This is a genomic window from Streptomyces sp. NPDC058620, assembly GCF_042717135.1.
Taxonomy (GTDB): Bacteria; Actinomycetota; Actinomycetes; order Streptomycetales; family Streptomycetaceae; genus Streptomyces.
Window position 1 is genome coordinate 17,446 of sequence record NZ_JBHXQO010000024.1, and the last position, 20,407, is coordinate 37,852.

Sequence of the window (20,407 nt, forward strand, 5' to 3'; positions counted from 1 at the left end):
CCGCCGGCCCTGACCGCCGAACCACGAAAAGGTCTGCGCGACGGCACCCAAGTGCCGCCGCGCAGACCGTGTTTCACCTCACCGTTGACCTACCCCCCAGCAGCCCCCGGCCTCCGGCTCACCAGAACGGGGAGAAGTTCACCGCGTAGTTGTGATTGGACTGGTTGATCGCCGTGAAGGCCGAGCCGTTCACCTGGGCCGAGTTGTTCTGGTTCGAGGCGCCCGCCCCGACCGCCTGCTGCTGCGAGGTGGACGAGTTGCCGAAGTTGTCGCCACCGACACCGCTGCCGCCGATCGTCGCCACCGCCGCGTTCGATCCGTCGTTCGCGAAGGAGCCGTTGTCGGCTGCTGCCACGCCACCGAAAAGTGCGACGGCGAGCGGCAGAGCGGCAACAGCGGCGAGGGCACGAGCGGTACGAATGCTTGCCATGTCAATTCCTCCAGGAACCGAAAGTACGGCTTTGTTACGGCTGTTACGGCTGATTCCGAAGCAGCTGGCCGGCCGCTTCGGACGTGATCACGACGTCGCAGGACCAGAGTTGCCCACCGAATCCCCGCCGAACCACCCCGCAGCCCTCGATTCCCCCTCAAGCGTGAGGAACGGCCGATAAACCTCCCACGTGCTCCAAAACCCCAGCTCACACGCCTTGCCGCGGCCCCTTCCACACCCCCCCAAGAGGAAAAGCGTTCCTGCGTCATCCCCTCCGCACCCTTCCCCGCCCCCACCGCAACCCTCGACCCCTTCCCTCCATCGAACACCTGTACGAGAATGAGTCCATGGCCACCATCGACCGGCAGACCGCCACCCTGGCCCTGGCCCATGCGCTCGCCGCCGCCGCCGAGCAGGGGCTCCCCGTCATCCCGTTGTCCGCCACCAAGCTCCCCGCCCTGCGCTCCCCCCACCGCGGTGAAGAACCCCCGGTCCACTGCCGGGGCGCCTGCGGACTGCCCGGCCACGGCGTCCACGACGCGACCACCGACCCCGCCGCCGTACGCGCCCTCTTCGCCGCCGCACCACGTGCCACCGGCTACGGAATCGCCTGCGGCCGGCCACCGCACCGCCTCATCGGCATCGATCTGGACGTCGACGTCACCCACGGCAGCGACTCCATGGCCGCTCTCCAACAGCTCGCCGCACGGCATCGGTTCGCCATCCCGCCGACCACCACCGTGCTCACCCCGAGCGGCGGACGCCACCTCTGGCTGACCGGCCCGCCCGACGTGGCCGTACCGAATTCGGCGAGCCGCCTCGCGCCCGGCATCGACATCCGCGGCTTCGGCGGCTACCTCGTGGGCCCCGGCTCGGTCACCACCCACGGCAGCTACCGCCTGGCGCCGGGCACCGCCCACCTCGCCCCCGCACCGTGCCCCCGCGCACTCCTCCACCTGCTCACACCCCCCACCCGTCCCCGTCCTACACCCCACCGGCCCGGCAGCCGGCAAGGCCAGGGGCTGATCCAGTTCGTACGGGCGGCCCGGGCGGGTCAGCGCAACACGCGCCTCTTCTGGGCGGCCTGCCGCGCCTACGAGCACGGCTTCGGCGACGACCTCGCGGACGCCCTCACCGCCGCCGCGATCCACACCGGCCTCTCCGAACGAGAGGCCAGAGCCGCGATCGCCTCAGCGGCTCGCCTGACCACGGGCCGCCCCGGACTTCCCTGACCCCACGGAAGCGAAACCGGCGCCAGGAAAGCGAAAACGCGGCGGACCACGCGCTGTCGAGCGCCGATCCGCCGCCAAAGGGACCCGCCGGAAGGGGACTTCGCCCCTGTCAGCTGGTTCAGGCAGCCACGAAGAAGGGGCGTCCCGTAGCCGGGACGCCCCTTCTGAACCGCTACTTCTCCGACCTCGGCGGTGGGTGTGGGATTTGAACCCACGGTGACATCGCTGCCACGACGGTTTTCAAGACCGTTCCCTTAGGCCGCTCGGGCAACCCACCCCGCGTCGTCGGGCCGACGGACCGCGGGCCCGCCTCGACGCGAAGGACAGCCTAGCCGGTCAGCTGTCACCCTCGCGCTCGCCCAGGGTGAGTTCGGCCGTTGCCGTCTTGCCGTCGCGCTTGTAGGTCAGCGTGACCTTGTCGCCCGGCTTGTGGGTCCAGATCTCACCGATCAGGGTCGGGCCGCTCTCGATCACGGTGTCGTTGAACTTCGTGATCACGTCGCCGCCCTTGAGGCCGGCCTTGGCCGCGGGGCCGTCCGGGGAGACCGCCGGGCTGCCGCCCGCGCCCTCCTCCGAGATGACCGCGCCGCCCGTCGCCTCGTCCATGGTGACCGTCGCGCCGATCACCGGGTAGACCGGCTTACCGGTCTTGATCAGCTGCTCCGCGACGTTCTTCGCCTGGTTGACCGGGATGGCGAAGCCGAGACCGATCGAGCCCGCCTGGGACTGGCCGAGGCCGCCGCTGGTCGACTGGATGGCCGAGTTGATGCCGATCACGGCACCGCCCGCGTCGAGCAGCGGACCACCGGAGTTGCCCGGGTTGATCGAGGCGTCGGTCTGCAGGGCGCTCATGTACGAGTTCTTGCTGCTGGAACCGTCACCGGAGGCGACTGGGCGGTTCTTGGCGCTGATGATGCCCGTGGTGACCGTGTTGGACAGGCCGAACGGCGCACCGATCGCGATGGTCGAATCGCCGACCGCGACCTGGTCCGAGTCGCCGAGTGCCAGCGGGGTGAGACCGTCCGGTGCGTTCTTCAGCTTCAGTACGGCCACGTCGTAGCCCTGCGCGCGGCCGACGACCTCGGCGTCGTACTTCTTGCCGTTGGAGAACGTCGCCGTCAGCTGGCCGCTGTCCGCCGCGGAGGCCACCACGTGGTTGTTCGTGAGGATGTGGCCCTCCTTGTCGTACACGAAGCCGGTGCCGGAGCCGCCCTCGCCGTCGCCGTTCTGAGCGTCGATCGTGACGACGCTGGGCAGCGCCTTCGCCGCGACGCCCGCGACCGTGCCCGGGTCGCGCTTGAAGTCCTTCGGACTGTTCGAAGCCGCGATCGTGGTCGATCCGGTGGCGGAGTTCGTGTCGTTCTGGTCGGCCACCCAGTAGCCGAGGGCACCGCCGACGCCACCGGCGACGAGCGCCGCCACGGCCACAGTGGCGACCAGACCGCTCGCACGCCGCTTGCGCGGCGGCTCGGGCGCCGCGTGCGCCGGGGCACCCCAGGCCGTGCCCGAGCCGCCGCCGCCCCCGGCGTAGGAGGGAATCACGGGAGGGGGAGGCGGCCAGCCGCCCGCCGCCGCAGGCTCCTGATACGACGGCTGCTGCGACGGTTGTTGCTGCGGCTGGGGCGACGGGTACGGCTGCTCGTAGGGCTGCTGGGCAGTCTCGTGCGGCTGGTTCTCGGCAAAGGCGCCAGGGGCAGCGGCCGGAGCGGAGGCCGGCCCAGGAGCCGTCGGTGCCTCAGCGGGAACGGCCGGGGCCGGCGCCGCCGCGGACGGGGGCATGCCCTCGGGAGCAGCGGCCGGCGGCACTGGAGGTGTGGACGGAACAGGCGGTACGGCCGGGACCGCGGTGCCCTCGTTGCCCTCGTTCTCGGTGCTCACAGCTCTTTACTCCTCGGTTCCACTCGGTCTTCGGCAAGAGATCCGCTGTGCACGTGTCTGCGGTCAGCTTTTCCCACAGCACGTCAGGCCACTGTAAGCAGGACCTGTGCATCCGCACACCAATCTTTACATCAGACAAAACGGCCTCTCCCTGTGTCCCCTCTTATGTCTCCCTATTTAAGGTGCGCACACCCGCCGCCGACCGGTGACACGATGACGCGGTGACCGACGCACGACAGCACGCCATCCGCACCCCCATCCAGGTCATCGCCCACCGCGGGGCCTCGGACGACGCACCCGAGCACACGCTGGCCGCCTACCGCAAGGCGATCGAGGACGGCGCCGACGCCCTGGAGTGCGATGTGCGGCTCACCGCGGACGGACATCTCGTCTGTGTCCACGACCGCCGGGTGAACCGCACGTCGAACGGCCGGGGCGCCGTCTCCGCACTGGAACTCTCCGCCCTTGCCGCTCTCGACTTCGGCTCCTGGAAGGACCGTGAGGAGTCCCCGGACTGGGACCCGGCACCGGGCGAGCTCACCTCCGTACTCACCCTGGAACGCCTCCTCGAACTGGTCGTGGAGACACGGGCGGCCGGGCGGCCCCTCCAGCTGGCCATCGAGACCAAGCACCCGACCCGCTGGGCGGGGCAGGTCGAGGAGCGGCTGCTGCACCTGCTCAAGCGCTTCGGACTGGACGATCCGCCGGCCGACGGCCCCTCGCCGGTACGCATCATGAGTTTCTCGGCCCGCTCCCTGCACCGCGTCGAGGCCGCCGCGCCCGCCTTGCCGACCGTCTATCTGATGCAGTTCGTCACCCCGCGGCTCCGCGACGGGCGGCTCCCCGCGGGCGCCCGGATCGCCGGTCCGGGGATGCGGATCGTACGCAGTCACCCCGCCTACATCGACCGCCTGCACGCCGCCGGGCACCGCGTGCATGTCTGGACGGTGAACGAACCCACGGACGTGGAACTCTGCGCACGCCTCGGAGTCGAGGCAATCATCACGAATCGCCCAAAGCAGGTTCTGTCCCAACTGGGCCGCCTTTAACACTCGCTACGGGGTGTACACCGGCGCATTCGTTCCGTGTGCAATCGTTACGAGTGCGTCACTGGCAGACCTTTGGCCGGTTTCCGGTCCAGTCCATTGGGGCATCCAATCCGTGGCGTGGGGCGAAGGAGGTCCGGGGGTGACGTTGGTGGTGGCACAGGAAGTGCCCACGTCGTCGAGCATGGCCGTACCCCATGGCCCTGCGGGCGTGGGGCAGGCGCGGCACCGTATGCGCGAGCAACTGCGCAGCAACGGGGTCGCGGACACGGTCGTCGACGATGCAGTTCTGATCCTTTCCGAACTTCTCAGCAACGCCTGCCGGCACGGCAGGCCACTGGGGCAGCACACAGAAGTGGGTGACGGCGATGTCCGCGCCGCTTGGCGGGTCGACAGGACGGGCGGGCTGACCGTCGAGGTGACGGACGGTGGCGGGCCGACCCGGCCGGTCCCCTCCACCCCTTCGGTGACCGCACGGGGCGGTCGTGGGCTCAACATCATCAACGCCCTCGCCCGCGAGTGGGGCGTACGCGACAACTCCTCCGGCGAGGTCACCGTCTGGGCCCAGGTCGCCCAGGAGCAGCGGACAGGCGTCCCTGATGGACGTGCACCCGAAGGCCCCGGCGGACTCAACGGCCTGGGCGAGCTGGGCGGACTCGACGGCCTCGGCTTCGCCGACGCGTTCGACGACATGAGCTGACGTGGGCTGACGTGAGCTGACGTGGGCTGACGTGGGCTGACGAGCGGACGGGGCAATGAGGCCCCGCAGCCACGCTCACCCGGCCGCGGATCAGCGGCACAGGACAGCTCTCACAGCGGCAAGGGACGGGCCGCACAGCGACACGAAGCACGTCGTGCGTCGGCCCGGCCGTCAGGGGCACGCACGGACCGCGCCGACAGGTGTCCCCGGGCAGCGGCACAGGCGGCTAGGCTCGCGGCCGAGACCGCACTGTCGCAATCGGGAGAATGCCCACCATGGCCAAGAAGCGCCCTCAGTCCAAGGCCGGGAAGCAGCAGCTCAAGGATGGTGAGATCCCGGTCGTCGGGGCCCGCGAGCCCTGCCCGTGCGGTTCGGGCCGCCGCTACAAGGCGTGTCACGGACGCGCCGCCGCCCAGGCCGTGGCCGAACTGGTCCAGCGCCCCTTCGATGGGCTTTCCGGCGAATGCGACTGGGTCGCCCTGCGCGAGCTGGTGCCCGCCGCCACCGTCGAACTGACGCTCAGGGGCGGCCTGCCCGAGGGCGTGCCGTCCGTGACGCTCGCGACCGTGCTGCCCATGGCGTGGCCCGCGCTGCGCCGTGACGACGGTTCCGTACTGCTCGCCCTGCAGAACGACACCTCGTCGGGCGACCTGAGCCGCGACCTCGCGGACACCCTGCGGCGTGCACTGGAAGCGGAGCCGGGTACGCCGGTCGCCGCCCGGCGCGTACCGGCCGACGGTCCGCGCCTCCAGGACGTGCTCGAGCCCGACGCCCCGTTCGAGCCGGTCGTCCACTCCGGATTCGAGTTCTGGGTCCCGGACGCGGAGAACGCCACGGCCGAGGTGTCCGCCTCCCTGGAGCGTGCCAACGACGCCGCGATCCCGACCACGCTGCTCTCCGGTGTGGACGCCGCGTACTGGTGCGAGACCCCGGAGAAGAACCACCTGCGCTGGGTCATGCCGCACCCCGAGGAGCAGCTCCTCGACGCGCTCGCCCGGCTGCACGCGGCCGGGACGTCCTCACTCGGCGAGGGGACCCGTCTCGTCGGATCGTTCCGGGCCCACGGGCTGATGGTCCCCGTCTGGGACCTGCCGCGCACGATGGGTGCCGAGGAGTGCGAGAAGCCCGCCGCTGAGCTCGCGGAGCGGCTCACCGAAGCACTCGCTTCGGACGCCCCGCTCACCCCCGAGGAGCGCCGTGCGCGCGGCGGGCTCACCAACCGCCAGGTGACGCTCAGCTGACAGTGACGAGGCCCGTGGGGCGACTTGGTGACTCGCGTCACAGCTGATCGTACTCGCGGGTAAATCGTTGTCCGAATAGGCGAGATCGAATTTGCGAACGGCAGATCTCTTGTTACCGTTCTGGAAGCCCGGTCGCTGGTGCATCCCCCGTCGCCAGCGACCGGGCATCCTCATTTTCCGGGCCCGTTCGACCGGGCTCCCGGCACCGGCCCTGCACACGTCGTGGCACCGGCGGACCACCACGGCGGTACGTCGGCCCGGATCGTCAATCAGTGGGCGGGGAAGCCGGGTTGCTGCCGGTCCGCAGGAGCAGCGGAGTTTCCTCCGCCGTGCCGCCTGCCGCGTACTCCGCCACTGCTGTATAGGCATCCGCCGCTCCGTGCACAGGCCCGCGCGGCGTCTCGCAGACACCCGGCTCGTCGTGCGCCTCCACCTCGCAGCGCAGTTCCACGGCCCGCCCGCCGGGCCCCATCAGCGTGAGAAACGACCGCAGTCGCTCACCGGTGGTGTTGCGGTAGTACGTACGCGCCCAGACCTCGCGCCCCTCCGTCATGACACAGGTCTGCGCCTCGACGCCTTCGGGGGAGGTGAGCTCGGGACCGCATCCGGTGGCAGGCCCGTCGGCGCCGGCGGGCAGCCGACTTTCGGACAGAAGTCCGGGGGGAGAAATCTTTTTTGGAGAAATCCCGTCCGCACCCTCGGTCAGGCCCTCCACCGAGCTATCCACCGGACGCTCTTCGGACATTTCTCCGGCCAGTTCTCCGGTCCGTTCCCGGCCGCGCCCTTCGCCATGTTCTGCGGAAAGGCCATCAGAAAGTAGCGACCTACCGGATTTGGCATCGGACGATACGGATTCAGGCGATCCCGATGTCACTGCGGAAGCAGCCAGGGGAAGCGGAACGGTGAACAGCACCGCGGCCGAGAGACCGACCATGCGGAGATTCATCGTGGCCTCACCTGCCGACTGGGCGTGAATTTCTGACGGTGCGCCGACGATATCGACGGAATGCGGGCGGCCGGGACGCTCGCACCCATTTACCGCAGAACTCGGGTCGGCTCACACCCGTACGAGTGAGCCGACCGCCGTCGAGTGCCGTCCGTCCGCCACCATGTCCGGCGCCCGACGGCCTGCTGACAGGCCGTCGGGCGGGTTACCGCCGGCCCGTCAGTACGCGAGCCGGCTACCGCCGTCCGGAGCACCGGTGCTCGCCTCGACGAGCGCGTCCAGCACCGCTTCCACGTCGGGGAGCCAGGGCGCGGCCGTCCGGGACTGCGGCGCCCGTTCCCAGCGCACCTGTCCCGCACCGATCTCCGACGGCGGCAGGACGAGATAACCGCCCTCGCCGTGGAAGCGCAGAGAGCTGGGCACCCAGTCCTTGGCGTACAGCAGTTCGCCGAGCCGTTCCAGGGTGTACGGAGCCACCAGCAGCGACCACCGCGTCGGCGTCGCCACCACCGGGCCGATGCGCAGCCCCATCGCGTCGAGCGCGGTCAGCGCCCTGGCGCCCGCCACGGCGGGCAGGCTGAGCGCGCAGGGAGCACTGCCTCCGGTGGCCAGCACGACCGGGGCGGCGGGCCGGTTGGTCCACCACCACCGCACCATGCGTTCGTCCGTGGTCGCGACCAGGAGGCCGGGATCGAAGGGGTGTGCGCCGGGCACGGCGCACTCGGGGTCGGGGCAGGCGCAGCCACGGCCGCGGTCACTGCGCGCGCCGGCCGTAGCCAGCCCTGCTCCGGGCAGCACGGGCCACTGCCATGCGGTGGCACAGGTCAGCACCGCGTCGAGCTGTGCGGGCTGTCCCTTGCGCCGGAGCCGGAGCCTGCGTCGCCTTCCGAGGATCTCGCGCATGAGCGCTCGTTCCTTTCCGTTGAACGCCGAGGTCCACATCACACCACGTGTGCGTTACACCACGCGTGCGTCTCTTCACTGTGCGTACATGCTCATCAGATCTGCGGTACGGGCATGCCATCGGTACCGAGCGTGAGCCGAGCCGAGCAGAGTGGAACCGTGCAGAAATGGAGCTGAGTCGAACCGAGCCGATTGAACCGAGCCGAGCTGAGCCGAGTCGAACCGAGTCCAGCCAATACCTGGGCGGGGGCGGCGCGCGCTGCACGCCTGCGTCCCTGGTGCAAGCCCCGCCACTCGGGGGTGGGGGCGCGGCCGTCATCGATAAAGACGTCCGGGCCCGCTGCCAGGTTCCAGGGCGATCACAACTGCCCCTGGTCATCAAGAATTACGTACCCAGCATGCCCCGGATGACGCTCCCCCGGGCACTTCACCCCGAGGGCACCGCCTGTCGAGCACACCCAGTCGACCGCAAATAACTGCCATAGGTGCATTTTTTAGCCAACTTAACAGTCACACAGACACCACAAATCCCGTGAGGACAATGCTGGACATCGCCTTACTTGTGCGTGTACATGTGGATGCATTGATAGCGGCGCAGAATGACATGGGGGTTTGCGATGCTATTCGACGAATCGCACCGGTCGGAAAGCTGGCTGCCATGAGCGCCCCTCACCTGCCGAAAGTGGCTGGAATCGATCCTACGGTTCCTGTTTCAACGCACACTTCCGCGCCTCTGACGGGCGTCCCGGCGGCCCCGGGAGCCTTCCTCCAGGACCGTCTGGCGTCCTGGGTGTCCGACCTCACGACCCTGCACGAGCTCACCGAGCGCCTGGCCAGAACGCAGACGCTCGACCACGCCCTCCGCGAGCTGCTGGACGCCGGAGCCGCCCTCGTCGGCGCCCGCAGGGGACTCCTCGTCCTCGAACCGGCCGCGGGCGGTCCGTCCACGACGATCGGCCTGGGTCTCGCCCACGCGGAGCTCGGACACATCGAGACCGTGCCGCGCAGCGCCACCTCGTACGGCCGCATCCTCGACGGACTGCCGGACGCGCAAGGACCACTGACCAGCCCCGACCTGCTCGGCGACGAGAATCTCGACCCGCGTCACCGCGAGGTCGCCGCCCGGCTCGGCTACGCCGCGAGCTACGCCCTGCCGCTCGCCACCGAGGCCGCGGGCCGGCTCGGGGCGGCCGTCTGGCTCTACGACGAGCCCGCCGAACCGCTGGAGCGCCAGCGGCATCTCATCGGCCTCTACGTCCGGTACGCCACGGAGCACCTGGCCAGGCTGCTGGAGCTCGAACGGGCCCGCGCCGATGTGGCGACCCTCGCCGAGGAACTGCTGCCCAGCGGACTCCCCCGGATCCCCGGCGTCCAACTGGCCGCCCGCCACAGGCCCGCGCCCCAGGGCGGCGGGGACTGGTACGACGCGCTGGCGCTGCCGGACAGCGCGCTCGGCCTCGCCGTCGGGTCGGCCGGCGGCTCGGGCCCCGGCGCACTCGCCGCCATGGGACGGCTGCGGGCGAGTCTGCGGGCGTACGCCGTGATGGAGGGCGAGGACCCCGTCGCCGTGCTCTCCGATCTGGAACTGCTGCTGCGGCTGACCGAGCCCGCCAGGGCCGCGACCGCGCTCTTCGCCTACTGCGAGCCCGCCCACCGCAAGATCGTGCTGGCCGGCGCCGGGCACAGCCCGCCCCTGGTGATCGGCGAGCGCCGCACCGAGTTCGTGGAGACCTCCCTGTCCGCGCCCCTGGGGATGCTCGCCTGCTGGGAGGCGCCGAGCGTGGAGTTCACCCCCGGCCCCGGCGAGACCCTGCTCCTCTACACCGACGGGCTGCTGCGACGCACCGGCGACACGATGGACCGGGCGTTCGCCCGGCTGCACTCGGCGGCGGCCTGCGTGCCGAAGGCCGCGCGCCACGACCCGGGAGCGATCGCCGACCACGTGCTGCGGGCGATGCTGCCGGAGGGCCTGGACCAGGGCGACGACACCGAGGACGTCGTGATCCTGGCCGCCCACTTCGACTGACCGCTGCGGCGACCGGGCACCGGGACGGATGGCGGCCCGGAGGTACCGCGCGGTAGATGTAACAGGTCTTCCGGCCCTGGACCCCCTTCCGTACGCCCGTACGATGGGGAGTGGTCCAGTGTCGTATCAAGGAGAGACAAATCGTGTCTGAGGAGCTCATCCCGGAGAACCCGGAGCCGGAGACCGAAGAAGCAGAGCCGATCAAGCAGCGGAAGAACGGCCTGTACCCGGGCATTTCCGATGAGCTCGCCGAGAACATGAAGTCCGGCTGGGCCGACACCGAGCTGCACGGCCTGGAGCCGATCGCCCAGGCCGAGTACACCGCTGCCCGCCGCGCCGCCCTGTCCGCGCGCTTCCCCGGCGAGCGCCTGGTCATTCCCTCGGGCAACCTCAAGACCCGTTCGAACGACACCGAGTACGCGTTCCGCGCCTCCACCGAATACGCGTACCTCACCGGCGACCAGACCCACGACAGCGTCCTGGTCCTGGAGCCGAAGGGCGCCGGGGACGAGGCCGGGCACGAGGCGACGGTCTACCTCCTGCCCCGCTCCGACCGTGAGAACGGCGAGTTCTGGCTCGACGGCCAGGGCGAACTGTGGGTCGGCCGCCGCCACTCGCTCGCCGAGGCCGAGCAGGTGCTGGGCATACCGGCGAAGGATGTCCGTGAGCTCCCCGCCGCGCTGACCGGGGCCACCGGACCGGTGCGCAACGTCCGCGGACACGACGCCGGCATCGAGGCCGCCCTGACCGACAAGGTCACCGCGGAGCGCGACGAGGAACTGCGCGTCTACCTCTCCGAGGCCCGTCTGGTGAAGGACGCCTTCGAGATCGCGGAGCTGCGGAAGGCGTGCGAGATCACCGCCCGCGGCTTCGAGGACGTCGTGAAGGTCCTCGACAAGGCCGAGGCGACGAGCGAGCGCTACATCGAGGGCACTTTCTTCCTGCGCGCCCGCATCGAGGGCAACGACATCGGTTACGGCTCGATCTGCGCCGCGGGCCCGCACGCCACCACCCTGCACTGGGTGCGCAACGACGGCGCCGTCCGCTCCGGCGAACTGCTGCTGCTCGATGCCGGTGTGGAGACCAATGACCTCTACACCGCCGATGTGACGCGCACCCTTCCCATCAGCGGCACGTTCACGCCGCTGCAGCGGAAGATCTACGACGCGGTGTACGAGGCCCAGGAGGCGGGCATCGCGGCCGTCAGGCCCGGCGCCGACTACCGCGACTTCCACGACGCCGCGCAGCGCGTGCTCACCGAGAAGCTGGTCGAGTGGGGCCTGCTCGGCGACCTGTCGGTGGACAAGGTCCTGGAGCTCGGCCTCCAGCGCCGCTGGACCCTGCACGGCACCGGTCACATGCTCGGCATGGACGTCCACGACTGCGCGGCCGCGCGTACCGAGGCGTACGTCAACGGCGTCCTGGAGCCCGGTGTGTGCCTCACGGTCGAGCCCGGTCTGTACTTCCAGGCCGACGACCTGACCGTGCCCGAGGAGTACCGCGGCATCGGCGTCCGGATCGAGGACGACATCCTCGTCACCGAGGACGGCAACCGGAACCTGTCCGACCAGCTGCCGCGCCGGGCCGACGAGGTCGAGGCGTGGATGGCTCAGCTCAAGAGCTGACCCCGCAGGGCGACGTACTGTCGCACCGCGCGGAGGGCGCGCCGCTCAGGACACCATGAGCAGCGCGCCCTCCCGCCATTTCAGGACCTTGTCGAAGCTCACGACGGCGCCCCGGCCCGGCCGGTTGCCGAAGTGGACGTGGTCGGCGAGCTGCTCGATCAGACCGAGCCCCCGCCCGCTCTCCGCCATGTCGGGCGGCTGCACGGCGGCCGGCTGGTCCGCGGCCGGGCAGGCCGCTTCCCCGTGGGCCGGTGGCCGCTGCACGGCAGCGGGCGTCCGGCCGGACAGACGGTCCGCGGACGGGTGTACGGCGGTGCGAAGCGCGCGCCAGGTGGGGAATCCGGGTCCCGAGTCGGCGACCTCGATACGGCATTTCTCGCCGTCCAGATAGGCGGTGACCCGGTACTGCCCGGGGGCCGTGACGGAGGGCCCGCTTCCCGGAGGACATGGCCCCGGCATGTCACCAGCACCCTCGGCGTCCCGGCGTTCCCCGCCGTGCTCCACGGCATTCGCACAGGCTTCGCTGAGCGCGACCGACAGGTCGTAGGAGATGTCCGGATCGACGCCTGCGGTTTCCATGGTGCCGAGTAGAAAACGACGGGCGAGCGGAACGCTCGCAGCTTCGCGCCGCAAATGGAGTGACCACCACATGCTCATGCTTCAGCCTCCTGGCTGCGGCTCGACATACTGATACGTATTGCCGCGCAGTGGCCTTCGTAAGCACGGATCGGCCGTGACGGCACTCTTTCGGCGGATGCGAAAGTTCCGCATACCGGCTATGTCCGGTGGCTCCGGCCCACCCGAACAGGCACAACAGCCACCTATGGCAGAGGAACCCGACCTTCCGGACCTGCCTGACGCGAGCCCTGGCCGCAGTGCGATGATGACCCGGCCATGTCTATGCCCGTCGCACGCGCCGGAGCCGGTCTGCGGCTCATGAGGGCCGCGGTGTTCACCGCGGTCTGCGTCGTGCTGTCCGCGGCAGGGCACACGCTCGCCTCGTGCGCGGCCGTCCCGTGGTGGACCCTGCTCGCGGGATTCCTCGGGCTCTTCGCGATCGTGGTTCCGCTCGCGGGGCGCGAACGGTCACTCCCGTCGATCGCCGCCGCACTCACCGGCGGACAGCTCGCTCTGCACGTCCTCTTCGGACTCGGCACCCACGGCGCGAGCACCTCGACGGCCTCCGCGGCCGGGACGGACAGCGACGCGCTCATCCGCTTCGCGGCCGGACTGCTCTGCGGCGAGGGACCCGCCCGGCTGAGCGCCGGCGAGGCCCACCGCATCGTCACCACCGCGGGCATCGATCCGGCGACGCTGGCGCAGGGCCACGCACACCCCGCAGCGACCGATCCGACCGCGCTGACCGGCCTCGCCGGACTCGCGGAATCGTCCGGGGTGCTGCCGAGTCTGCCCATGTTCCTCGGACACCTCCTGGCGGCACTCGCCACGGGCTGGCTGCTGCGGCGAGGCGAGGTCGCGCTGTTCGGCCTCACCCGGCTCTCGGTGCACGGCGCCCAGGAGCTCGCGTCCGGCGCCCGGCTGCGTGCACTGCGCGCCGCTCTCTCGCTCGTACGCGCGCTGCTCGCCGGCCTTCCGGGGCGGCGCACGACCGGGCCGCTCCTTCCCCGTACCGCTGCCGACGCACCTGCGCCCGCGACCGGGGACCCCTTGCAGCACATGGTGATCAGGCGCGGGCCTCCCGCCGTATACGTACGAGCAGCCTGACGCGACACCCTTCGCGCGGATCACTCCGCCGGGCCCGGATCACCCGGGGAAAAGGTGTCGCGATGCCGTCACGCACCGGTGTGACGGACCACCTTCCCTCCTGCCTGTGGAGATCCCTGCCATGAACGTTTCACGCATCGCCATCGCGGGCGGCGTCGCCGCTTCCACCGTCCTGCTGTTCGTCGGCCCCGCCGCCGCGCACGTCAGCGTCCAGCCGCAGGGCGAGGCCGCCAAGGGCGGCTACGCCACCATCAACTTCAAGGTTCCCAACGAGCGCGACAACGCCTCGACGGTCAAGCTCGAAGTGAACTTCCCGACCGAGCACCCGCTGTCCTCGGTCAGCCCGCAGGCGGTACCGGGCTGGAAGATCAAGGTCGACAAGACCAAGCTGGACAAGCCCCTCGACGTGCACGGCAAGAAGATCACCGAGGCCGTATCGAAGGTCACCTGGACCTCGGACGGCAGCCAGATCGACCCCGGCTACTTCCAGCAGTTCCCGCTCTCGGTCGGCCAGCTCCCCGAGGACGCCGACCAGCTCGTCTTCAAGGCCCTCCAGACGTACGACAACAAGGAAGTCGTCCGCTGGATCGAGGAGCCCGCGGCGGACGGCGAAGAGCCCGAGAGCCCTGCCCCCGTCCTCAAGCTGACCGCCGCTTCGGCCGACGCGCACGGCGCCACCGCCGCCGACCACGACAAGAGCGCCCACACCACGGACGACAAGGCAGCCGGGGAGACGAAGGCGTCCTCGGCCTCCGCGTCGGCCGACAGCAGCGACAGCACCGCCCGGGTCCTGGGCGTCGTCGGCATCGTCATCGGCATCGCCGGTGTCGCGTTCGGGGTACTCGCGGGACGCCGCCGCAACGCCTGACGTCCACAGCAGCACCCGCACCACAGACCAGGAAACAATTCTCCATGCGCACCAAGAAGACGATGCTGGCCGCGGCGCTCGCCGCCGCGGCCGCACTCACACTGTCGGCATGCGGCAGCGACGCCGACCCGGCCAAGCAGCCCGTCGCCGATGTCTCCATGGACACCAGCACCAAGGCCGCGACCGTACTCGACCAGCCCTTCACCAAGCCCGACCTCGTCCTCACCGACACCCACGGCAAGAAGTTCGGCCTCCGCGAGGCGACCAAGGGCAAGCCGACGCTCATCTACTTCGGCTACACCAAGTGCCCCGACGTCTGCCCGCTGACCATGAGCAACATCGCGCTCGCCAAGCGCGCCCTGCCCAAGGCCGACCAGGACAAGCTCCAGGTCGTCTTCGTCACCACCGACCCCGAGCGCGACACCCCTTCGTCCCTGGGCAGCTGGCTCAAGGCCCAGGACCCCGCCTTCATCGGACTCACCGGTGACTTCCCGACCATCCAGGCGGGCGCCCGGCAGATCGGCATCGGCATCGACCCGCCGAAGGTGGAGAAGGACGGCACGGTCGTCTCGATGCACGGCGCCCAGGTGGTCGCGTTCTCCCCCAGGACCGACAAGGGGTACGTGCTCTACGGCGAGGACACCACGGCCGACGACTACACGAAGGACCTCCCGAAGCTGATCACGGGGGCGACCCCGTGAACCGCCGCACCGTCCTCGCCGGCGTCCTGGCCCTCACCACGGGGCTGACGCTGGCGGGGTGTTCCTCCGACAGCAAGCCGGAGCTGAAGGTGGTCGGCGCCTTCATGCCGCAGCCCATCAGCGACATGGCGGCCGGATTCCTCGTCGTACAGAACAGCGGGGACGCCGCCGACCGGCTCACCTCCGTGACCAGTCCGCTCTCGGACAACGTCACGATCCACGAGACGAAGAACCAGACCATGCACATGGTCAGTTCCTTCGAGGTGCCCGCCGGCGGCGAACTGGATCTTGAACGTGGTGGCAGCCACATCATGTTCATGAAGCTCAAGCAGCGGCCCAAGCAGGGCGAGAAGGTCTCACTGGAGCTGCACTTCGAGAAGGCCGGCCCCATCAAGGTCGACGTTCCCGTGAAGGAGACCACCCACAACCCGAAGAAGCAGTGAGGGACTGACACACCATGACAGCCACCGCCCCGCGCTTCGGGCCGCATCCGATACGCCGGCCGCTCGCCGCCCTCGCGCTCATCGCCGCACTGACCAGCCTGCTGTTCGGCCTGGTGCTGGCCGGCGCGAGCCCCGCGTCCGCGCACGCCGCCCTCACCGGGAGCGACCCGCAGGACGGGGCGGTGGTCGACACCGCGCCCAAGGACGTCACCCTCACCTTCTCCGAGCAGATCGCCATCGGTGACGACTCGATCCGCGTCCTCGACCCCGACGGACGGCGGGCGGACGACGGCGCGCCCCGTGAGGTGGGAAGCGGCGGCACCGTCCAGTACGGCGTCCGGCTCCTCTCAGGACTGCCCGACGGCACCTACACCGTGGCCTGGCAGGCCGTGTCCGTGGACAGCCATCCGGTCTCCGGCGCCTTCACGTTCTCTGTCGGCGCCCCCTCGGAAACCACCGTGGCACTGCCCTCGGGCGGGGCCGGCGGTGGTCTGGTCGGCACGCTCTACGGCATCGCGCGCTACGCCGCGTACGCCGGATTCATCCTGCTGGCGGGCGGTGCGGCCTTCGTGCTCGCCTGCTGGCGGCGCGGTGCGGGCGAGCGCCCGCTGCAACGCCTCGTCGTGCGCGGCTGGATCACGCTGACGGCCGCCACTCTGGTCATGCTGGTGCTGCGCAGCCCGTACACCGGTTCCGGGAAGCTCTCGGACGCCTTCGACCTCAACGGTCTGCAGGCCGTGCTCGACACCAAACCGGGGGCCGCACTGGTCTCCCGGCTGCTCCTGCTCGGCGCGGCCGCGCTCTTCGTCGCCGTCCTGTTCGGCGGGTACGCCAGGCGCGACGACGAGACGGAGCAGAAGGACCTGACCTTCGGTCTCGCCATCGGCGGCACGGTCGTCGCCGCCGGTATCGCCGGTACCTGGGCCCTCGCGGAGCACGCGTCGACGGGGATCCAGCCGGGCATCGCCATGCCGGTCGACGTCCTGCACCTGCTGGCCGTCGCCGCCTGGCTGGGCGGCCTCGCCGCGCTGCTGGTCGCTCTGTACCGGACGCCGTCGGTCGAGAGTTCCGCCGTACGGCGCTTCTCCCGCATGGCGTTCGCGAGCGTGGTCGTCCTCGCCGCGACCGGGATCTACCAGTCCTGGCGCCAGGTCGGCTCCTGGTCCGCGCTGACCGGCACCCGGTACGGGCAGCTCCTGCTCGTCAAGGTCGCCCTGGTGGCCGTCCTCGTCGGCGTCGCCTGGATCTCCCGTCGCTGGACCTCCCGGCTGACGGAGAGCGTGGAACCGGCCGTGGACGAGGAGGCGCGGGATGCCGAGGAGGAGAGCGAGGACCGGATCGAGGGCGCTGAGCCGGTCGTGGTGACGGCGGGGACGGGCGACGAGGACATCGCGCCCGATCGCGCCGCCCAACTCGCCCGGCAGCGCGCCGCACTGACGGCCACCAAGAAGAAGCGCGTCCGTGATGCCGACCCGGACCGCTCGGGTCTGCGCCGTTCGGTGCTCACGGAGGCCGGCATCGCCGTCGTCCTCCTCGCGGTCACGACCGTACTGACCTCCACCGAACCGGGACGTACGGAGGAGGAAGCCTCCCGTACCTCGGCCGCCGCGACCGTTCCGGCGGCAGGCACCCCGGTCAATCTCAGCATGCCGTTCGACACCGGCGGCCAGGACGGCAAGGGGACGGTGCGGCTGGACATCGAACCCGGTCGCATCGGCGCCAACGAGCTGCACATCTGGGTCGACGGCGAGAACGGCCGGCCGCTGGACGTCCCCGAGGTGAAGGTGGCCCTCACGCTCAAGTCCAAGGACATCGGCCCGCTGCCGGTCGTCCCCGACCACCTCGCCGACGGCCACTGGACGGCCGACGGCATCCAGATCCCGATGGGCGGCGAGTGGACGATCTCCGTGACGGTACGGACCTCGGACATCGACCAGACGACCATCGACAAGAACGCCAAGATCGGCTGAGCAGGTTGAGCAAGAACATGAAGGACGAGGCCCCGAAGGCCGCGAGAAGTATCTCCGGGACGGTCGCGACCGGTGCGGCCGGTGCGGCCGGCGCCGTCTCCCGGCGGCGGCTGCTCGGCAGCGCCGGAGTCGCCGGAGCGACCGGCCTCGTTCTGGGCGCGGCGGGCGGTGCAGCGGGATACGCCGCCACCCGCCCCGACGACCCGGCGGCCCTGACCTCCGTCGGGTCGACCCGGGCAATGTTTCACGGGAAACATCAACCGGGGATCACCACTCCGCTTCAGGCCCGCGGCCATCTGATCGCGTTCGACCTGGCGCCGGGCGCTGGACGCAAGGAGGCCGCCGCGCTGATGCGCCGCTGGTCGGCCACGGCCGAGCGGCTGATGGCGGGCCGGCCGACGGAGGACGGGGACGGTCACGACACCGGGATCGCGCTGGATGCCGGGCCGTCCTCGCTGACGGTCACCTTCGGCTTCGGCCGCACCTTCTTCGAACGTACGGGCCTGACCGCCCGTCGGCCCGCCGGCCTCGACCCGCTGCCGCCGTTCTCCTCCGACCACCTCGACGCCAAGCGCTCCAACGGCGACCTCTGGGTGCAGATCGGTGCCGACGACGCGCTCGTCGCCTTTCACGCGCTGCGCGCCATCCAGAAGGAGGCCGGCACGACGGCCCGGGTGCGCTGGCAGATGAACGGCTTCAACCGCACCCCGGGCGCCACCGACCGGCCGAGGACCGCCCGCAATCTGATGGGACAGATCGACGGCACCGGCAACCCGAAGCCGGCCGACAGCGATTTCGACCAGCGGATCTTCGTACCGTCGAGCACCGGGACCGACAGCACCTCGCCCGACTCCGGTCCCGCGTTCGACTGGCTCGCGGGCGGCTCGTACGCCGTCGTCCGGCGCATCAGGATGCTCCTCGACGACTGGGAGAAGCTCCCGGTGGACCGGCAGGAGCGGGTCATCGGGCGCCGCAAGGCGGACGGCGCCCCGCTCAGCGGCGGCACCGAGACGACCGAGATGGATCTCGACAAGGCCGGACCCGACGGCCGCCTCCTGATCCCCGACAACGCGCACGCCCGGATCTCCTCCCCCGAGAAGAACGGCGGCGCGGCCATGCTGCGGCGCCCCTTCTCGTACCACGACGGCATCGCGGCGGACGGCACCCCGGACGCCGGGCTCCTCTTCGTCTGCTGGCAGGCGGACCCCTTCCGGGGCTTCGTCCCGGTGCAGCGCAAGCTCGACAGGGGCGACGCGCTCTCCCCGTTCATCCGGCACGAGGCGAGCGGCCTCTTCGCGGTGCCGGGCGGCGCAGCGAAGGGCGAATACGTGGGGCAGCGGCTGCTGGAGTCCTGACGGCCGCCCGGCCGCATCCTGAGACGGAGCGGCCCCTTGCGCACGGCGCATTAGGGTGACCGTATGTCAGCCACGCGCTACGCCTATCTCGGCCCCGAAGGCACCTTCACCGAGGTCGCCCTCCGTACGCTCCCGGAGTCCGCCACCCGCGAGCTCGTCCCGATGGTCTCCGTTCCGGCGGCCCTGGACGCGGTGCGCAGCGGCGAGGCGGCGGCAGCGCTCGTACCGATCGAGAACTCGGTCGAGGGCGGGATCACGGCGACGCTCGACGAGCTGACCACCGGCGAACCGCTCATGATCTACCGCGAGGTGCTGCTCTCCATCACCTTCGCGCTGCTGGTGCGCCCCGGGACCAAGCTGACCGACATCAAGACGGTCACCGCGCATCCGGCCGCGCAGCCGCAGGTACGCAACTGGATGGCGAACCATCTCCCGAAGGCCGTGTGGGAGTCGGCCGCGTCCAACGCGGACGGCGCGCGGCTGGTCCAGGAGGGGCGTTACGACGCCGCCTTCGCCGGAGAGTTCGCCGCGGCGACCTACGGCCTGGAACCGCTGGTGACGGAGATCCACGACGCCGAGAACGCCCAGACGCGCTTCGTTCTGGTGGGCCGCCCGGCACGGCCGTCCGCGCCGACCGGTGCGGACAAGACCTCGGTGGTCATCTGGCTCGGCGACGACCACCCGGGTGCGCTGCTCGAACTCCTCCAGGAGTTCGCGGTCCGCGGGGTCAACCTGATGTTGATCCAGTCCCGGCCGACCGGCGAGGGCATCGGCAACTACTGCTTCGCCGTGGACGCGGAGGGACACATCGCGGACCGGCGGGTCGGTGAGGCGCTCATGGGACTGAAGCGCGTCTGCCCGAACGTACGGTTCCTGGGGTCGTATCCCCGGGCCGGAGTGACGGCCGAGGACGTGCGCGCGCTGCGTGCGGGGACCTCGGACACGGACTTCACCGAGGCGTCCGACTGGCTGGCCCGCAGCCAGGACGGCCGGGCCTGAAATCAGCCGGGACGGCCGGGTCGGAGACACACGACCCGGGGGTGAACCCTGCCCTGCCGGTGCTCCGATCAGGAGCGTCCTGTGCACGACCCACCGGTCCTACCTGCAGATTTTCATGTACCCACAGAGTTATCCACAGGCCTACGTCTCGACCTGGGGACAAGTCGACACCGTAATGCGACATGGTCGACAAATCGGCTCAGGGGCATCAGACCCGTCCACAGAGCCACAGTTCGTCGTGTGTTACCCCAATTGCATTGATCAACTCTTTAGAGCACCGAATTCCCACCCGAATGAGTGTGTGAACCTCGTTTGAACG

General features: G+C 70.4%; 18 protein-coding genes and 1 tRNA gene. 13 read left to right on the plus strand and 6 right to left on the minus strand.

From position 1 onward, the window contains the following. Positions 1–118: 118 nt before the first annotated feature. Positions 119–430 carry a hypothetical protein gene (locus ACFWSK_RS21805; protein WP_383788680.1) on the minus strand — a complete coding sequence of 104 codons (312 nt, stop codon included), beginning with the start codon at positions 428–430 and terminating at the stop codon, positions 119–121. A 347-nt stretch (positions 431–777) separates the two neighbouring features. Between ACFWSK_RS21805 and ACFWSK_RS21810 the strand changes: the two genes are divergently transcribed. Further along, positions 778–1,662 carry a bifunctional DNA primase/polymerase gene (locus ACFWSK_RS21810; protein ID WP_383788683.1) on the plus strand — a complete coding sequence of 295 codons (885 nt, stop codon included), beginning with the start codon at positions 778–780 and terminating at the stop codon, positions 1,660–1,662. A 190-nt stretch (positions 1,663–1,852) separates the two neighbouring features. On the opposite strand, the gene ACFWSK_RS21815 is transcribed toward ACFWSK_RS21810, so the two are convergent. Both ACFWSK_RS21815 and ACFWSK_RS21820 read right to left on the minus strand, forming a co-directional pair. Then, a tRNA-Ser gene (locus tag ACFWSK_RS21815) sits at positions 1,853–1,939 on the minus strand. A 59-nt stretch (positions 1,940–1,998) separates the two neighbouring features. Next, entirely contained in the window at positions 1,999–3,540 is a 1,542-nt protein-coding gene (locus ACFWSK_RS21820) for a S1C family serine protease (protein ID WP_383788686.1), read from the minus strand. Between the two features lie 221 nt (positions 3,541–3,761). Between ACFWSK_RS21820 and ACFWSK_RS21825 the strand changes: the two genes are divergently transcribed. The 3 genes from ACFWSK_RS21825 to ACFWSK_RS21835 all read left to right on the plus strand — a co-directional run bounded on the left by ACFWSK_RS21825 (position 3,762) and on the right by ACFWSK_RS21835 (position 6,527). Further along, positions 3,762–4,589: a glycerophosphodiester phosphodiesterase gene (locus ACFWSK_RS21825; RefSeq protein ID WP_383788689.1), complete on the plus strand. Its 828-nt coding sequence runs from the start codon at positions 3,762–3,764 to the stop codon at positions 4,587–4,589. 139 nt (positions 4,590–4,728) lie between these two features. Further along, complete coding sequence (locus ACFWSK_RS21830) at positions 4,729–5,286, plus strand: ATP-binding protein (protein ID WP_383788692.1); 558 nt, start codon at positions 4,729–4,731, stop codon at positions 5,284–5,286. A gap of 275 nt (positions 5,287–5,561) precedes the next feature. After that, entirely contained in the window at positions 5,562–6,527 is a 966-nt protein-coding gene (locus ACFWSK_RS21835; protein WP_383788694.1) for a DUF5926 family protein, read from the plus strand. A 265-nt stretch (positions 6,528–6,792) separates the two neighbouring features. Here ACFWSK_RS21835 and ACFWSK_RS21840 read toward each other — a convergent pair whose 3' ends face one another. Next, positions 6,793–7,473, minus strand: coding sequence for a hypothetical protein (locus ACFWSK_RS21840; protein ID WP_383788696.1), 681 nt, complete (start codon positions 7,471–7,473; stop codon positions 6,793–6,795). 219 nt (positions 7,474–7,692) lie between these two features. Next, positions 7,693–8,376 carry a bifunctional DNA primase/polymerase gene (locus tag ACFWSK_RS21845; RefSeq protein ID WP_383788699.1) on the minus strand — a complete coding sequence of 228 codons (684 nt, stop codon included), beginning with the start codon at positions 8,374–8,376 and terminating at the stop codon, positions 7,693–7,695. 541 nt (positions 8,377–8,917) lie between these two features. On the opposite strand from ACFWSK_RS21845, the gene ACFWSK_RS21850 reads away from it, so the two are divergent. Together ACFWSK_RS21850 and ACFWSK_RS21855 are read left to right on the plus strand one after the other, a co-directional pair. Beyond that, positions 8,918–10,402, plus strand: a complete 1,485-nt coding sequence (locus tag ACFWSK_RS21850) for a PP2C family protein-serine/threonine phosphatase (protein WP_383788847.1) — start codon at positions 8,918–8,920, stop codon at positions 10,400–10,402. Between the two features lie 143 nt (positions 10,403–10,545). Next, positions 10,546–12,027: an aminopeptidase P family protein gene (locus tag ACFWSK_RS21855; RefSeq protein ID WP_383788701.1), complete on the plus strand. Its 1,482-nt coding sequence runs from the start codon at positions 10,546–10,548 to the stop codon at positions 12,025–12,027. A 45-nt stretch (positions 12,028–12,072) separates the two neighbouring features. Here the strand turns inward: ACFWSK_RS21855 and ACFWSK_RS21860 are convergent, their stop codons facing one another. Further along, the gene (locus ACFWSK_RS21860) at positions 12,073–12,684 is read right to left on the minus strand and encodes an ATP-binding protein (RefSeq protein WP_383788704.1); all 612 of its coding nucleotides are present in this window, start codon (positions 12,682–12,684) and stop codon (positions 12,073–12,075) included. Between the two features lie 237 nt (positions 12,685–12,921). On the opposite strand from ACFWSK_RS21860, the gene ACFWSK_RS21865 reads away from it, so the two are divergent. From ACFWSK_RS21865 to pheA, 7 genes are all read left to right on the plus strand, one after another. Continuing rightward, positions 12,922–13,752 carry a hypothetical protein gene (locus ACFWSK_RS21865; RefSeq protein WP_383788706.1) on the plus strand — a complete coding sequence of 277 codons (831 nt, stop codon included), beginning with the start codon at positions 12,922–12,924 and terminating at the stop codon, positions 13,750–13,752. 121 nt (positions 13,753–13,873) lie between these two features. Then, the gene (locus tag ACFWSK_RS21870) at positions 13,874–14,620 is read left to right on the plus strand and encodes a YcnI family protein (RefSeq protein WP_383788708.1); all 747 of its coding nucleotides are present in this window, start codon (positions 13,874–13,876) and stop codon (positions 14,618–14,620) included. 44 nt (positions 14,621–14,664) lie between these two features. After that, positions 14,665–15,321 (plus strand): SCO family protein, encoded by a 657-nt coding sequence (locus ACFWSK_RS21875; RefSeq protein ID WP_383788711.1) that lies wholly within the window; start codon positions 14,665–14,667, stop codon positions 15,319–15,321. After that, positions 15,318–15,764: a copper chaperone PCu(A)C gene (locus ACFWSK_RS21880; protein WP_383788714.1), complete on the plus strand. Its 447-nt coding sequence runs from the start codon at positions 15,318–15,320 to the stop codon at positions 15,762–15,764. The genes ACFWSK_RS21875 and ACFWSK_RS21880 overlap by 4 nt, the downstream gene beginning before the upstream one ends. A gap of 14 nt (positions 15,765–15,778) precedes the next feature. Further along, entirely contained in the window at positions 15,779–17,734 is a 1,956-nt protein-coding gene (locus ACFWSK_RS21885) for a copper resistance CopC/CopD family protein (RefSeq protein WP_383788716.1), read from the plus strand. 5 nt (positions 17,735–17,739) lie between these two features. Then, positions 17,740–19,089 (plus strand): iron uptake transporter deferrochelatase/peroxidase subunit, encoded by a 1,350-nt coding sequence (gene efeB / locus ACFWSK_RS21890; protein WP_383788719.1) that lies wholly within the window; start codon positions 17,740–17,742, stop codon positions 19,087–19,089. A 63-nt stretch (positions 19,090–19,152) separates the two neighbouring features. Further along, the gene (pheA, locus tag ACFWSK_RS21895) at positions 19,153–20,088 is read left to right on the plus strand and encodes a prephenate dehydratase (protein WP_383788722.1); all 936 of its coding nucleotides are present in this window, start codon (positions 19,153–19,155) and stop codon (positions 20,086–20,088) included. Positions 20,089–20,407: the final 319 nt, after the last annotated feature.

Excerpts from the sequence above, each read along its gene's own strand:
- ACFWSK_RS21805 (WP_383788680.1), bottom strand. The coding sequence starts at position 430 with ATGGCAAGCATTCGTACCGCTCGTGCCCTCGCCGCTGTTGCCGCTCTG.
- ACFWSK_RS21810 (WP_383788683.1), top strand. The coding sequence starts at position 778 with ATGGCCACCATCGACCGGCAGACCGCCACCCTGGCCCTGGCCCATGCG.
- ACFWSK_RS21835 (WP_383788694.1), top strand. The coding sequence starts at position 5,562 with ATGGCCAAGAAGCGCCCTCAGTCCAAGGCCGGGAAGCAGCAGCTCAAG.
- ACFWSK_RS21840 (WP_383788696.1), bottom strand. The coding sequence starts at position 7,473 with ATGAATCTCCGCATGGTCGGTCTCTCGGCCGCGGTGCTGTTCACCGTT.
- ACFWSK_RS21845 (WP_383788699.1), bottom strand. The coding sequence starts at position 8,376 with ATGCGCGAGATCCTCGGAAGGCGACGCAGGCTCCGGCTCCGGCGCAAG.
- ACFWSK_RS21850 (WP_383788847.1), top strand. The coding sequence starts at position 8,918 with ATGCTGGACATCGCCTTACTTGTGCGTGTACATGTGGATGCATTGATA.
- ACFWSK_RS21860 (WP_383788704.1), bottom strand. The coding sequence starts at position 12,684 with ATGAGCATGTGGTGGTCACTCCATTTGCGGCGCGAAGCTGCGAGCGTT.
- ACFWSK_RS21865 (WP_383788706.1), top strand. The coding sequence starts at position 12,922 with ATGTCTATGCCCGTCGCACGCGCCGGAGCCGGTCTGCGGCTCATGAGG.
- ACFWSK_RS21870 (WP_383788708.1), top strand. The coding sequence starts at position 13,874 with ATGAACGTTTCACGCATCGCCATCGCGGGCGGCGTCGCCGCTTCCACC.
- ACFWSK_RS21875 (WP_383788711.1), top strand. The coding sequence starts at position 14,665 with ATGCGCACCAAGAAGACGATGCTGGCCGCGGCGCTCGCCGCCGCGGCC.
- ACFWSK_RS21885 (WP_383788716.1), top strand. The coding sequence starts at position 15,779 with ATGACAGCCACCGCCCCGCGCTTCGGGCCGCATCCGATACGCCGGCCG.
- pheA (WP_383788722.1), top strand. The coding sequence starts at position 19,153 with ATGTCAGCCACGCGCTACGCCTATCTCGGCCCCGAAGGCACCTTCACC.